This window comes from Paenibacillus antarcticus (assembly GCF_001637225.1).
Classification (GTDB): Bacteria; Bacillota; Bacilli; order Paenibacillales; family Paenibacillaceae; genus Paenibacillus_AQ; species Paenibacillus_AQ antarcticus.
Map to the genome: position 1 here is coordinate 84,262 of NZ_LVJI01000007.1, position 13,659 is coordinate 97,920.

A 13,659-nucleotide genomic window follows, 5' to 3' on the forward strand; every position below is an offset into this window, starting at 1 on the left:
TCAAAGGTCCTCCTTGAAGTTCTTTATGAATCTTTCCTTTGCGCGTGCGACATGCGTTTTCAGTGTATTCTCATTTTTATTCAATAAAGATGAAATATTTCTGTACGATAACTCCAACTCAAATTTCAGAATTAACAATTCTTGATGAAATTCAGATAATGTCTCAAGTGTGTCTCGGATATTCTTTGATTGTTCCTTTTGAAGGATACTGATTTCTGGAATGTTAGTTAAGGATCGTAGAGGGACATCATCAATATCCATTGTGGGGTGTCGCTTATCTTGTCGCTTGAGATCATAAAATTGATTCGTAGCCACACGGAATAACCAACTCATGACTTTATCTGATTGAATTCCATCTTTATGCAATAAAAATTTGTAACAGGTATCTTGCGTTATGTCCTCTGCATCTTCATGGGTAAGTCCGCGTTTTCTCAAGTATCTATAGAGTACGGTGCCTACCTGTTGAAGAAATCCAGTCATTGTTTCTTTCGCCATGTCTGCCCCCTCCACCCATACAACGCACAACTCTATAAATAGTTTACAGCATAAGAAAAGGGTAATGGCCCTCCCAATCAATGAAGCTGTGACATGTAATCATATGCGGTTATTCCAAACATACTCTTAAAATGCCTATTCAGATGAGTCAGATCCGCGAATCCATATTCCGCTACGGCTGAATATATATCCTTAGTTCTCTCTATAGATTGTTTCGCTTGTTCTACCTTGCAATTCAAAAAAAATTGATAGGGCGATATTCCTGTATGTTTCTTAAACGCCCGGATAAACTGATATTTTGACATTTCAAACTCATCTGAAAGGTCGTCCAGTTTAAGGACATTCTCTATACTGCAGTACATCCGTTCCTTCGCTCTATTAACAAGTTCATTATTGATTCTGGAGACTGTATCTATTTGGGTATTGGAGACTAGATCAACAAGTGTTAACAGCAGCTCATGGCACATAGATTCATCTTTTCCATTCTGGATCGCATGGCTAAGAGCTAATATGCATTGTGCCAACTTGTCGTCGTATAGGATAGGAGAGGTGAAGCGGAGTTCTTTCTTTCCTAATATCTCTAAAATTAGAGCCGGCTTGATATAGAGCATGACATAATCAATGCCGGCTTTATCATAAGAACTGCCGTCATGCGATTGCTCTGGATTAAATAGCATGACGCCATTCTTATGGGATGATTGCAAACTGCCATCTAGGTTATATTGCTGGATACCACGTAAGGTTACGCCGAGTGCGTACTCCTCGTGGCAATGTTTTTTATAGGAGAACTCTGTAATGCTTGCTGATAACGACAAGATATCTACCGATCTTTTATAGTTGAATTTCTCCACGCCTTTACCTCCAACACGCTATAGGATCCCTGATACCATGATTGCAGAATACACTAAAAAAAGTGCCATCAGGGTATTGAGAACTTTTTGATGATTGTGCAAGAATCTTCTGAAGATTCTGCCAAAAACAACCCATGTCGTAAATGCTAAAAATCCGATCAGGGTTATGATGATAACAAACAAGAACAATACAAGAGATGACGTATAGTAAGGCATAACAAAGGTGGGAATAACGGTTAGTGTAAATAAGACAACTTTAGGATTTACAAATTGCATGAGTAAGCCCGAGACAAAGTTTGTAGTCTGGATATCCTTGGATTCCGTTGCACCCATCTTATAGACTTGGTAAGCAAGGTAGAGCATATATAGACTGCCGATGATCTGCATAATGCTCAGAATATTTGGGATGACATCAGCAAGAATACGGTTCAGCATGGTAGAAACAACAAGTAGCAATCCAAACCCTATCGTGGCTCCGCATACATACGCCATGGCCTTTTTAGCCCCAAAGTGTTGCACGGAAGATAGAATAACAATATTAGCAGGCCCAGGTGTAAATGTAGCTACAACACAATAAATTAAAAAGGACGTTATATTCATGATGACCCCCTGTAAAAGTAGTCCCATCAATATATACCTCATAGCTTGAATGCTTATAGTATATTATTGCAGATCGATTCCCGCCTTGTAAGAATAACAAAACTGGCTGTGCTGTCCTTGTTAAGGAACGGCACAGCCAGTTTCTAGAAGCCTATGCAATCAACCCAATGCAAATCGGTCGTGATCGGAGATGTCATCTTCGGATTCTTTCATCTTTTTACTTCTTAACTGTCCGCACGCGGCATCGATATCTGCGCCATGTTCAAGGCGGACTGTACAATTGATATCATTCTTTTTCAACGTATCATAGAACGCAAGAATGGCCTCTTGATCACTTCTCTGATATTGACTATGTTCATCTACTGGATTGTATGGAATTAAATTGACGCTTGCGAGATTTTTCTTGTCTTTAATGAGTTCTGCAAGTTCCAGTGCATGTTCCTTACGATCATTCACATCTTTTAACAGAATATATTCGAACATAATTCTACGATTGGTCTTCTCCAAATAGTACTCCACGGCATTCATTAACTTCGCTATTGGGAAGGCACGATTGATAACCATAATCTTCGTCCGAAGCTCATCATTCGGTGCATGTAAAGAGATTGCTAAGTTTACCTGAAGATCAGCATCGGTAAATTGAATGATTTTGTCTGGCAGACCGCTGGTAGATACAGTAATACGTTTCGCACCGATAGCCAACCCTTTATGATCCTTAACCACCTGTAAGAAATCAACCAGATTATTGAAGTTGTCGAACGGTTCGCCAATCCCCATCACGACAATATGGCTTACTTTCTCATCTAATTGCGCTTGATCAAGGAGTTGCTGAACTTTGATAATCTGTTCTACAATTTCACCAGCAGTTAAGTCACGACTCTTCTTAATTAGACCACTCGCGCAGAAGCTACAGCCAATGTTACATCCCACTTGGGTCGTAACGCATACGGCTATACCGTATTTCTGTCTCATCATCACCGTCTCAATGAGATTACCATCATATAATTTGAAGAGAAATTTAACGGTTCCATCGGTTGATTCTTGTTTCACATGTTCCGTTAAGGTCTGGATATCAAAGTGATCGGAAAGTAATTGAATACAATCCTTATTCACATCATCCATAACTGCGAATTCCGTAACCCGCTTGCGATACAGCCAATCCCAGACTTGTGTTGCTCGAAACTTCTTATGACCATATTCTGACAGCCACGCTGTCAATTGTTCTAATGTTAATCCATAAATGGATGGTTTATTCATTACTATATCCTCTTTTCAAACGATAAAATTCGTCCTATTCTTCTAAGCAGCCGAAGCTAACCATATGTCTATGATTGTCTCAAATTTTGATTACTAACACAAGAGGAAGCCCACTACCATCTCCTGTATACGATCTTGGTTTGTCACTAGATTAATTTGTGTATGACTACGTGCTCTATTCATATGTAACGCTTGTTCTAAATTCACATCTTTGCCATCCAAAAGAAGTTGCAACTACAAAGCAGTTATATTATGATTAGGATGAAAATAGTTTTCTTATTAATGTATATATTTACTGAAATAATTTTAAAACACTTCTTAGCAAATACTACAAATTGGAGGTGCATTTATAGCCACGATCCTTCACACCATCCAGCGTCAATTATCTAAATTATCCCCTTTAGAGCGCAAATTAGCGGAACGAATTCTTGCGGCTCCAAGTGAAATTGTTCATATGGGCATTACGGAATTAGCAGAACAATCCACTGTCAGCCCAGCTACGATCACGCGTTTTTGCAAAGTGTTTCATTTCAAAGGATTTCCCGATTTCAAGGTACATCTAGCATCTGAAATAGCACAAGGGGGACCAGAAGAAGAATCTTATTCTTCTGCATACCAAGATATTGTCGCAGGTAATCCTTTATCACTCATCGTAGAGGCCATACAAGCAAATCATCTAGCATCGATTAGGGATACAACCTCCTTACTAGATCTAACCAAACTAACCAAAGTAGTGGATTGGCTGTGTGGTGCACGTAGGATTGACCTATACGGGATGGCAACTTCCTCTATTGTAGCCCAAGACTTTTATCAAAAATTGATTCGCATCGGTGTGAATTGTACTGCGTTCGCCGATTCTCACATGCAAATTACATCCGCATCGACTTTAGGTCCTAATGATGTCGCGTTTGCTGTATCTTATTCTGGAGAAACCCCAGAGACCATCGATGCACTCACTTGTGCACGCAACAACGGAGCAACGACGATTTCCCTAACTTCTTATGGAAGTAATACGTTGGCGTCACTAGCTGATCTCCCACTCTTCTCTTCTTCATTAGAACAAGGCATGCGGCGGGGAGATATGGCGTCACGCATTGCGCAGCTCCATATTATCGACATTCTGTTCACTGGGATGGTTAGTAAGCAATTCGGAGACTTCGTTCCCAAGCTAGAGCAATCCTATAATAATGTTCAACAATATCGTAATAAACGAGGAGGCCATTGAGCCATATGAATATATTCACTTTTAAGACAGAAGAAGATTTCGTACAAACCGGAGCCAATCTAATCGCTAGTCTAGTACAAAGTAAATCAAATGCCATTCTCGGACTTGCCACAGGTAGCTCTCCAATTGGTATTTATACACGTCTAGCTGAAATGAACAAAAAGGGACTTGTAAGCTTCTCCCAAGTATCTGCATATAACCTTGATGAGTATGTAGGGATATCTGGCGACCACTCACAAAGTTACAAAACTTTTATGAAGGAAAACCTCTTTAACCATATCGATATTGATCTACAAAACACACATATCCCGAATACCAATGCAGCAGACCTTGATGCTGAATGTAAAGCTTACGACCTTGCGCTTGAGCAAAATGGACCTGTTGATATTCAAATTCTAGGTATTGGTTCGAATGGCCATATCGGCTTCAATGAACCTGATGATCATCTTTACGGCGGTACACATGTGATTGATCTATTGGAAGAAACACTAGAAGCTAATGCTCGCTTCTTCGATTCACTTGATGAAGTACCTAAGCAAGCAATCACAATGGGTGTAGCTAGCATTATGAAAGCCCGCCAAATTCTCTTTATTGCACGTGGTGCTAGTAAAGCTGAGGCTGTAAAAGCTGCTCTTCAAGGACCAATTACAACGCAATGCCCTGCCTCCTTGCTACAGTGTCACCCAAATGTCATCGTTCTTCTAGATGAAGAAGCAGGAAGTCTACTATAATGAGCAGCACGACAGAACAACTTCTTTATGGAAAAGTGTTGACACCACTTGGTCTTATTGAAAATGGCGTAATTGCCGTGTCAGGATCAACCATTTCATATGTTGGCGATCGTAAAGATCTTCCAAGCACGTATGCAGATTGGTTAACCATTCCTACAGAAGAGAATGGCCTGCTTATTCCCGGGTTCGTGGACGTACACGTACACGGTGGAGCTGGACATGACTTCATGGACAGTGATCGTGAGACCTTAGATGCGATTACTCGCTTCCATAGTTCCCAAGGAACAACAACCATGCTTGCTACAACAATGACTGCACCCAAAACAGACATTGATCACGTGCTTAGCGAAGTAAATGCCTATCGTTCTGGAGATATGCCATTTGCTCAATTAGCTGGGGTGCATCTCGAAGGGCCTTTCATCAGTCCTCAATGGCCTGGTGCACAGAACCCTGCACATATCGTGCTTCCCACCGTTAGCTGGCTAAAAGAGTGGGAACAACAATACCCTAATCTTATTCGCCAAGTTACGCTTGCACCTGAGCGCGAAGGTGCTCTTGAAGTTATTTCATGGTTGCGGGACAAGGGTATTACACCAGCACTTGGGCATACCGATGCCACTTATGATCAAGTTATTGCCGCAGTTGAGGCCGGGCTTTCGCAAGCGGTTCATGCCTTCAATGCTATGACACCCCTACATCACCGTAAACCGGGCACTGCCGGTGCTGTTCTGGGCGATCAACGGATTACCGCAGAACTCATCGCTGACGGTATTCATGTCCATCCTGCTGTGATGTCTATCCTTGCACGTATGAAAACAGATTCTAATCTGATACTCATCACGGATGCCATGTCTGCTGCTGGACTCGGTGACGGTGAGTATACGTTAGGTGATCAACCCGTGAATGTATCCGGTGGCATTGCTACACTTAAGAATAACGACGGAGCACTTGCTGGAAGTACATTAACCATGATCCGTGGTTTCCGTAATCTAATTACAGACGTTGGTCTTACTCTTGAAGAAGCTTCCGAAGCTGCCAGTCTAAATCCTGCAATTTCGCTTGGATTAGATCAACAAATTGGATCACTTGAAGCAGGTAAGCTAGCCGATATTCTTCTGTTAGATTCTGAATTGAATCTTCGTAATGTGTGGGTTCAAGGTAGACAAATCGTGTAAATAACAACTAAATCGTGTTAGTGAACTAAAAACGCAGCAATCCCATCCACTATATAGTGGGGATTACTGCGTTTTTGTCATCTATATGGATGTTTATACATGCCACGAACGGCCTTCAAACCTTTTTTCATGAACATGTGATTACGGTCCATTCTTACACAATCGAATCGTATCTTCCCACGTCATGGTCATCTGAAGGTTATCCTCTTTATCTAGTTCAGTGCCGATCTGGATTTCAATAAATTCAAGTGGAAGTATGGCTTTCACGGCATGTTCGGCTCCGCAGGAAATTTGGAGAACATCACCTGTCTGAATAAGCGATAACGTATCGTTCAAGATAAACTCTCCCGATCCGGAAATAATAGTCCAAATTTCAGTTCTCTTCGGATGTGAATGATAGCCAATATATTTCCCGGGTAACACATTCACCTTCCTCGTTATCGCTTCCGTTTCGTCATTCATTACCTTGGAGTAATCCAATACGAGACAGGTTCCCCATCTTTTCTCATCGTACTTAGGTTTTTGTGGAGTATACCGAAGTTTATTTTTTATTTGATTTGCGCTTTTTTTACTTGCCACAAGAATCCCATCTGGACTCGCGGCCACAATAATATTAGAGACGTCGATAACCTGAATTGGATATGGAAGCTCATTAACTAAATGTGTATTGATTGAATCATTAGAAATTTGTCCTGAACCAATAGCAAGACTCTCAAAATGACTCGTCAACGTATCCCAACTCCCAAGATCCTTCCACGCTCCATCGTAAGGGATGACCACGGAGTGATTGGTACGTTCAACAACCTCTTGATCGAAACTCAACTCGGGAAGATGCTCGTATTGAAGGAGATATTGATCATAGTCTGTTGGTAAACCTTTCTTCTTCATATATGACAGCATAAAATCCATCGAAAAGGCAAAAACACCACAGTTCCACAATGCTCCATTATTGATAAGGCGAATGGCATGCTGTTCCTCCGGCTTTTCTACGAAATGAGTGACGGTTAAGTATTCTCTATTCTTGATACGATTGGTATTCGGTATAATGTAACCGTATTGATTAGAGGGATTTTTGGGAACTGTCCCAAGAAGAGCTATCTCGGATTGGGAATGGTTTAATATTTCGGGGAATGTATGAATCAACTGGAAGAATGCCGTCTCCGCAAACGAGTCAACTGGGAGGACACATATGGTTTCGTTCGGATCTAGATTCATTGTAGAATGAAAATAACTCACCGCTAGTGCTATAGCCGTGAACGTTCCCTTCTTATAGGGTTCACCGAGTATAGGGATGTTGTCGCCGACATAATTCTGTGTAATCTCAACTTGGCTTTCATGTGTCACGATAGAAGTGGATTGAAGCAGTCCTACTGAATCCAATTGTCTACACACTCTTTGAATCATGGATTCCTTCGTGCCATCATCCGATTTCAATAATTTCAGAAATACTTTTGATCTAATCTCATTAGAGAGCGGCCATAGTCTTTTTCCGGAACCGCCAGACAATAGAACGATTCTCACAATATATCCCTCCCGACAAGATGCGTATTATCCTATTTTCTATTATGGTTAGTCCGTATGACCTCTTCTATAGCTTGTTTCAAAGAGACTCCCGCTCTATTCCAGGTTAGTTTAAGCACATCTTGTCTACCTCGACGACCCTTCGTCTTGCACAATTGGGGGTTATTATACGCTAATCTCATCTTTTGCCTCAAACTGCGAACATCTACTTCCGCCCATCGTTGTCCTTTTTGTGCAAACAACTCACGGAATTCACGAGAGATGGCGTGTCTACTATTCATGCTAAGCACAGGATTTCTTAATTTATACGGCAGTAAGAATGAATTGTTGCTGGTCAAGAAATCCATATGTCCTCCCCACCCTGTAGCTATAACTGGGGTCCCGCTCGCCAATGATTCAAGGAAGGGCAATCCAACGCCTTCACCTCTTGTAGGTAAAACAAAGGCTTGCGCACGGGTATACATCCCCTTGAGTTTCTGAGAATTCATATGCCGCGCTGAGAGTATAATTGGTGCCGTTTGCTTGTTGATGCCAAGGCTTTGTTTATAATGTCTAATTTTATTCTTAATCGATTGCTCATTCTCGTGCTCGGTGCATCCGTCCGTCTTGATAATCAACAGCACATTGTCCGTTGCAGAGAATTCTTCCCAGTAGGCTCTTAATAGGGTCTCCGGATTTTTCCTATGTTGAAAACCAAATACAGATACAAACACAAATCGATGCTTATACTTTCTTAACGTTATTTTCTTATTCGTGGGCGTATATCCTTTGGTGTCCACTCCATGAGGAACGATAAATATAGGTACTGTAACACCGCTATTCTGCATTGCCTGCTTATTGTGATACGTTGGCACGCAAACAGCATCAAATTTATTCATATAAGGAATCCAAACATTAGGTAATCGAGTCGTCTCCCACACCGTATTTAGAATGACATGATCGAAATAAGCTCTTTCCTTCTTGAAGTTAATCGTATGAGGAGGATCATGATAGATTAGGATTTTCTTTTTCCCTTGATTAGCGTTCCCTCTGGGTGTATCTCCCACCGAGACGTTTACACCTTGTCGTCGCAATGCTTGAACATAGGCTCTGCTCGCGATACCAAGCCCAGAATTTTTGTGGACAGGTCCTATCCACACAACTTGATAATTTGTCACTTCTTCCTCACCGGCAATTGCCTTACGTAGTCTTTACGTTTGTGAAAAGAGATGGATCTATACTGGTGGGATAGACCTTCAATCCGTGATTGTGATGCTTGTGAAACATTCATATGCAGACTCTTATTCAAAGATTTCTTGCGAATAATTGCACTTGGATAAGTACTATGGATGAAGTTTCCATACGTTTCAAATTCTGAAAAAGCAAACTGCTTGGTCTTATCCATACTCCGCAATATCGCAGAATACCAGCTCGTATGGTGTTTAGCTTCAATAGCCTTCTTCATTTGTACAAGCTTGGATTTCTCAAACAACATATAGTGAGTCACAAAAGATGTGGACGAGGAACGTTGTCTTCCCATCAGCTTACGATAGGTTCTGAAATATTCACCTTGGCTCCAATTTCGGCAATAAAATATCGTCTTGTTACCCGAGCGGAATATATGAGGGCGAATTAATACCGTATCGGCATCCATCACCAAAAAAAACTTCGAAGAACTCAAGGTATCGCCGTTCAGTTTCAACAATTGTTGAAACATCCACCCAGAACGTTCCCATCTCTTTGAACGATAATGAATGTTCTTTTTAGTAATCGGAAGAACGGTATTCTCATGAATGAACTTACATCCTTTTCGGTTACATAGATCTATGATTCTCTTCTTTCTCGGAGCAACGATCATGATATCCCCGATGGGGTGTTGTACATGTTTTCTGATTGCATCAATGACAAAGGGAAGTGTTCCTAGATCTTTTTCAATCGCAGGTATTAAGATATCTATCTTGGTCTTACTTCTTAATTGGCTCGTTCGAGGGATTGCCATCATTTCAACTCCATCTATCACGTATTTCAATTATGATATGTCAACCTAAAACAGATGGATTGGGCAATCAGAAGTGGTATAAGGTCTAAAAATAGCATAACGCTTCCGCCTATCGAAGGTCTTTCAGTCTTTAGTCATTATTCTATTTCATGAAGTAAATAGGTTGATCCTGCGAATATATCATAAATATATAAGCAAGTAGAAATCATTGTAAATATAAGGAATAGCGTATCAAGTGAAACTTATACTAAATTAAAAAAAGCAATAAGCGTGACTGCGCTTATTGCTTTTTTTCTAGATTCAATCAATTTCATTCCATAGGTTAAGAAATCCATCACACCAAGGTGAAATGTTAGACAGAAACTTTACTTAAATCGATCAGGGAATTGCTTAACAATTCCTTCTGTAAGAATATCTGCAAATTCAACCATATGATCCACGCCTTTATCAAAAGCAATGGTCTCAGCATCCCAATCCTTCTTCAGTCTTGCTGTCACATCGTCTATGATTAGTTGCAAATGTTCATACATCATATCCTTGATCACTTTTTCCGACCAGTATGGATTAACACTGCTGAGGAATTTAGCGATATCATCGGCATTTCGGTGCCATTCTTTGTTGTACTTTTCCAGATTCGCCTGATTTCCACTTTTAGCTGCGTCTAATACTTGTCCCGCAAGTAGAATATGCTCCCGAAGTAGTTCAGCTAGCTTATTTCCCGCTTTTTCCCCATAGTACGGCTTTATTGCATCTCCAATATCCTGCTGATTCCGCAGAAGTCTTTCAAGTACCTTCTGTTGATCCGCCAGCCCTTCGATGGCACTTACGATGTAGCTTCTAGTCCATACGACATGGTCGATCCATAACCGCCTCATGTCCTCTTTAAGTTTCACTTTGGCAGGGCTCAGACATTCTTTATGGGCAGCATGGGTTTGCTTATGTTCCATAGCTTGGACATTTAATGGTGCCATACTCGTAATAAGGATCACGCACAACATCGTTAATTTCATAAACTTGCTTCTCATATAAGTACCTGCTCCTTTTAGTAGAATTTTACTCATAGTTACATCCTGCTTTATTGTGCACTTTTTAACATATTTCATTCGTAAGTGATGATATAAAAAGGGCTTCATTTGCTTTTGATATTGAAAGCATTAAAATTAAGATGAAGGTTCCAATATTAAACATCGGGTCAGACCCATTGAAATCAAATAAAAGGAGCGATGTACCATGATTATTGTAACGAACAGAATGAAAGTAAAAAAAGGAATGGGTGCAGCTATGGCGCCAAGATTTACAGCACCAGGTCCATTGGATTCTTCTAAGGGTATGGTAAAAGTAGAAGTCTTACTGACACAGAACTTGCCCGATTATGATGAATTGAGTGTAAACACGTATTGGGAAACACAGGATGACTTTACGACATGGCGAAATAGTGATGCTTTCAAGGCTTCCCACAAGCGTCCAGAACCAAGTCCAGATGCTGCTCCCAAAGAGTCTCCTATCATTAGTAATGAAATTATTACGTATGAAGTAGCATCAACAAAAGAACTCGCTAAATAATTTTAAATATAAGAATGCGTACAACATAAAATAACCCGCTATCACTCTACTTATAGTGATAGCGGGTTACTTTGCCTAAGATACCAATGCCCAGCAGCCTTCAATATCTCATTAATTCTATAATTGCAGCCATGACCTTCATCCACATATTGAATAAGTCGTTTCTCAATAGGAAGTTTGGTATATAAATCATATATATTATCATGCTGTATAATCGTATCTTTCTTACCATGCACCAAGAGAATTGGACTTACATAATCGAGGCTTTCCATTCTTAATAGAAGACCACTCTTGGAATCCTCAATGATATTCAACAATCTTTCCTCAAAATACTCAGGCACTCTGGTATCCCCATCAATTACAGGGCTTACCGAAACCGTTCTGCATATCTTAGGGTGGCTACTTCCTTGGATGCTCCAAGCCCCACCTAAACATGTTCCGAACAAATAAAGCTGGAGCATTGGAAATTGTAATGCAGTGAACTCAATCACTTCATTGACAAAGAGGTCCCAGCTTTGACGTGTTGCCCTTTGATGACTAAAAGTATAGGTTTCGCCTTGTCCTGGGCCATCGAAGCTTACTGTAGCGAAACCCATCCCTGCGAAAAAATCTTCATACTTCACTACCTCCTCCTTCGAGGAATCAATAGGATTAATAATAATGACACAACCCTTAGGTCGATCAGAGACACGTATCCGTCCGTAACACTCGTTGCCTTCGACTTGAATGATAATGTTCATAATCTCATCTTCCACAAGCTGATCGGCTTGCTCATGCATATCTTTGCATCGTTGATACCATTCTCGCTTCTCATTACCCGTTTCGGGAAACACCCATTGAATGAGATTGTAGTGCATAGCTGCAAGTCGATAGAAGTTAACTGCTTCACCGACTGAATGTTGATTAAGAACATGCACCGCACGATTCTCGTAAACATCCGCATGTTTTTGTAATATCCGAATCCAATCTTCAAGTCTATTGATCCGATGGCGCAACTCAATCACCGTTTCCCTCGGGATATCATTTGCAATCCATCTATCCCAGAACCCTTGAAGCAGGAAACTCGTCAACATTGTTTTCTCTATGGTACTACTACCCATTACCAAGATTATGCCTCCAACCCTTAAAGCTCCAACTTAGCGTTTCAGGAATCCTGTAACTTCCATGATCTTAGATGTGATCAGATGAACAGGAACCGTGTAATCTACACAGCCTAATTCAACTGCTGATCTTGGCATGCCGTATACAATACAGGTTTCCTTCGATTCAGTAATGGTTGTATGTGCTCCCGCTGCTTTCGCAGCCATCATTCCCTTCGCACCATCGCTCCCCATTCCCGTCATAAGGATAAAATGCCGCTTCAAGCTCTTCAACAAAGAGATAGAATTGAATAGAACATCAACGGATGGACGATGCCCCTGGACCTGAGGCTCCTGATGAAGTCTGATTCTGAATTCCCCGTTCGTCTGAACAACCGTCATGTGGTAATCGCCAGGGGCAATATATACCGTTCCACCTAATACTGTCTGGTTATCTTCCGCTTCAACCACTCGAACACGTGATAAACGATTCAACCGATCTGCCAACGATTTCGTAAACTTCGGTGGCATATGTTGAACAACCAGTATGGGATAAGGAAAATTCGCTGGCAGGGCAGTAATGACAGTATCTAGAGCCTTCGGGCCCCCTGTTGAAGTGCCAATAACCAAGATCTGATCAAATTTCCTTGCAAGTCCAGTCTGAGTATTCCCTTTTTGTCCTTCATCATCTTTTGAATCCGTTATATTGTTAACTATAAGGTTTATTAGAGGTATTTGTGAAGCCTGTTTGATTTTAGATATTAATTCTTCCTTCACCTTAAATAAATCAAAGGGATTCGAACATGATGGTTTAGATATGAAATCTACCGCCCCATTTTGTAGCGCTTTAATTGTGGCTATCTCCCCATTCGGTGTCATCAAGCTTAGCATGATTATAGGTGTTGGACGGTGCTCCATGATTGTTGTCAAAGCTTCCAACCCATTCATTTCTGGCATGTCGATATCTAATGTTATGACATCAGGCTTGAGTCTGCGCACCATACTAACGGCTTCCTCTCCATTTCGAGCCGTTCCGATCACTTCCAATGCAGTATCCACTGTGATTAGTTGAGAGATTAAGTTCCTCATAAATACAGAATCATCTACTACAAGTACCTTTATCTTCTGCACAACATCTCTACTCCTATCACTAATTTATCCACGACCCCTCTCATATTAAGGCC

The 13,659-nt window shown here is 40.9% G+C and carries 14 protein-coding genes; 4 read left to right on the plus strand and 10 right to left on the minus strand.

What is annotated here, in order from left to right:
• The 4 genes from PBAT_RS06125 to rlmN all read right to left on the minus strand — a co-directional run bounded on the left by PBAT_RS06125 (nt 1) and on the right by rlmN (nt 3,203).
• Nucleotides 1-495, minus strand: a complete 495-nt coding sequence (locus tag PBAT_RS06125; protein WP_068647598.1) for an RNA polymerase sigma factor — start codon at nt 493-495, stop codon at nt 1-3.
• A gap of 77 nt (nt 496-572) precedes the next feature.
• A complete protein-coding gene (locus tag PBAT_RS06130) occupies nt 573-1,346 on the minus strand; it encodes an AraC family transcriptional regulator (RefSeq protein WP_068647600.1) in 774 nt (257 codons plus the stop codon).
• An 18-nt stretch (nt 1,347-1,364) separates the two neighbouring features.
• Complete coding sequence (locus PBAT_RS06135; RefSeq protein WP_068648075.1) at nt 1,365-1,946, minus strand: LysE family translocator; 582 nt, start codon at nt 1,944-1,946, stop codon at nt 1,365-1,367.
• Between the two features lie 159 nt (nt 1,947-2,105).
• The gene (rlmN, locus tag PBAT_RS06140; RefSeq protein WP_068647602.1) at nt 2,106-3,203 is read right to left on the minus strand and encodes a dual-specificity RNA methyltransferase RlmN; all 1,098 of its coding nucleotides are present in this window, start codon (nt 3,201-3,203) and stop codon (nt 2,106-2,108) included.
• Between the two features lie 349 nt (nt 3,204-3,552).
• On the opposite strand from rlmN, the gene PBAT_RS06145 reads away from it, so the two are divergent.
• From PBAT_RS06145 to nagA, 3 genes are read left to right on the plus strand one after another with little or no spacing between them, the layout of a single operon-like run.
• Nucleotides 3,553-4,428: a MurR/RpiR family transcriptional regulator gene (locus tag PBAT_RS06145; protein WP_068647604.1), complete on the plus strand. Its 876-nt coding sequence runs from the start codon at nt 3,553-3,555 to the stop codon at nt 4,426-4,428.
• Between the two features lie 5 nt (nt 4,429-4,433).
• Entirely contained in the window at nt 4,434-5,159 is a 726-nt protein-coding gene (nagB, locus tag PBAT_RS06150; protein WP_068647606.1) for a glucosamine-6-phosphate deaminase, read from the plus strand.
• Nucleotides 5,159-6,334, plus strand: coding sequence for an N-acetylglucosamine-6-phosphate deacetylase (gene nagA / locus PBAT_RS06155; protein WP_068647608.1), 1,176 nt, complete (start codon nt 5,159-5,161; stop codon nt 6,332-6,334). The genes nagB and nagA overlap by 1 nt, the downstream gene beginning before the upstream one ends.
• A 141-nt stretch (nt 6,335-6,475) precedes the next feature.
• Here the strand turns inward: nagA and PBAT_RS06160 are convergent, their stop codons facing one another.
• From PBAT_RS06160 to PBAT_RS06175, 4 genes are all read right to left on the minus strand, one after another.
• A complete protein-coding gene (locus tag PBAT_RS06160; RefSeq protein ID WP_068647610.1) occupies nt 6,476-7,855 on the minus strand; it encodes a sugar phosphate nucleotidyltransferase in 1,380 nt (459 codons plus the stop codon).
• A 32-nt stretch (nt 7,856-7,887) separates the two neighbouring features.
• Nucleotides 7,888-9,012 (minus strand): glycosyltransferase family 4 protein, encoded by a 1,125-nt coding sequence (locus PBAT_RS06165; RefSeq protein WP_068647612.1) that lies wholly within the window; start codon nt 9,010-9,012, stop codon nt 7,888-7,890.
• Nucleotides 9,009-9,833 (minus strand): DUF6492 family protein, encoded by an 825-nt coding sequence (locus PBAT_RS06170; protein WP_068647614.1) that lies wholly within the window; start codon nt 9,831-9,833, stop codon nt 9,009-9,011. Before PBAT_RS06170 ends, PBAT_RS06165 begins: the two co-directional genes overlap by 4 nt.
• A gap of 365 nt (nt 9,834-10,198) precedes the next feature.
• On the minus strand, nt 10,199-10,858 hold the full coding sequence (locus tag PBAT_RS06175) for a glycosyltransferase (RefSeq protein WP_068648077.1): 660 nt from the start codon (nt 10,856-10,858) through the stop codon (nt 10,199-10,201).
• A gap of 205 nt (nt 10,859-11,063) precedes the next feature.
• On the opposite strand from PBAT_RS06175, the gene PBAT_RS06180 reads away from it, so the two are divergent.
• Nucleotides 11,064-11,396 (plus strand): heme oxygenase, encoded by a 333-nt coding sequence (locus PBAT_RS06180; RefSeq protein WP_068647617.1) that lies wholly within the window; start codon nt 11,064-11,066, stop codon nt 11,394-11,396.
• Between the two features lie 50 nt (nt 11,397-11,446).
• Here PBAT_RS06180 and PBAT_RS06185 read toward each other — a convergent pair whose 3' ends face one another.
• Together PBAT_RS06185 and PBAT_RS06190 are read right to left on the minus strand one after the other, a co-directional pair.
• Complete coding sequence (locus PBAT_RS06185; RefSeq protein ID WP_068648078.1) at nt 11,447-12,496, minus strand: alpha/beta hydrolase; 1,050 nt, start codon at nt 12,494-12,496, stop codon at nt 11,447-11,449.
• Between the two features lie 36 nt (nt 12,497-12,532).
• Nucleotides 12,533-13,606, minus strand: a complete 1,074-nt coding sequence (locus PBAT_RS06190; protein ID WP_068647619.1) for a protein-glutamate methylesterase/protein-glutamine glutaminase — start codon at nt 13,604-13,606, stop codon at nt 12,533-12,535.
• Nucleotides 13,607-13,659: the final 53 nt, after the last annotated feature.

Bases quoted from the DNA above. Each gene is read 5' to 3' on its own strand.
- PBAT_RS06185 (WP_068648078.1), bottom strand. From the start codon at position 12,496: ATGGGTAGTAGTACCATAGAGAAAACAATGTTGACGAGTTTCCTGCTT.
- PBAT_RS06135 (WP_068648075.1), bottom strand. From the start codon at position 1,946: ATGAATATAACGTCCTTTTTAATTTATTGTGTTGTAGCTACATTTACA.
- rlmN (WP_068647602.1), bottom strand. From the start codon at position 3,203: ATGAATAAACCATCCATTTATGGATTAACATTAGAACAATTGACAGCG.
- PBAT_RS06170 (WP_068647614.1), bottom strand. From the start codon at position 9,833: ATGGCAATCCCTCGAACGAGCCAATTAAGAAGTAAGACCAAGATAGAT.
- nagB (WP_068647606.1), top strand. From the start codon at position 4,434: ATGAATATATTCACTTTTAAGACAGAAGAAGATTTCGTACAAACCGGA.
- nagA (WP_068647608.1), top strand. From the start codon at position 5,159: ATGAGCAGCACGACAGAACAACTTCTTTATGGAAAAGTGTTGACACCA.
- PBAT_RS06180 (WP_068647617.1), top strand. From the start codon at position 11,064: ATGATTATTGTAACGAACAGAATGAAAGTAAAAAAAGGAATGGGTGCA.
- PBAT_RS06175 (WP_068648077.1), bottom strand. From the start codon at position 10,858: ATGAGAAGCAAGTTTATGAAATTAACGATGTTGTGCGTGATCCTTATT.
- PBAT_RS06125 (WP_068647598.1), bottom strand. From the start codon at position 495: ATGGCGAAAGAAACAATGACTGGATTTCTTCAACAGGTAGGCACCGTA.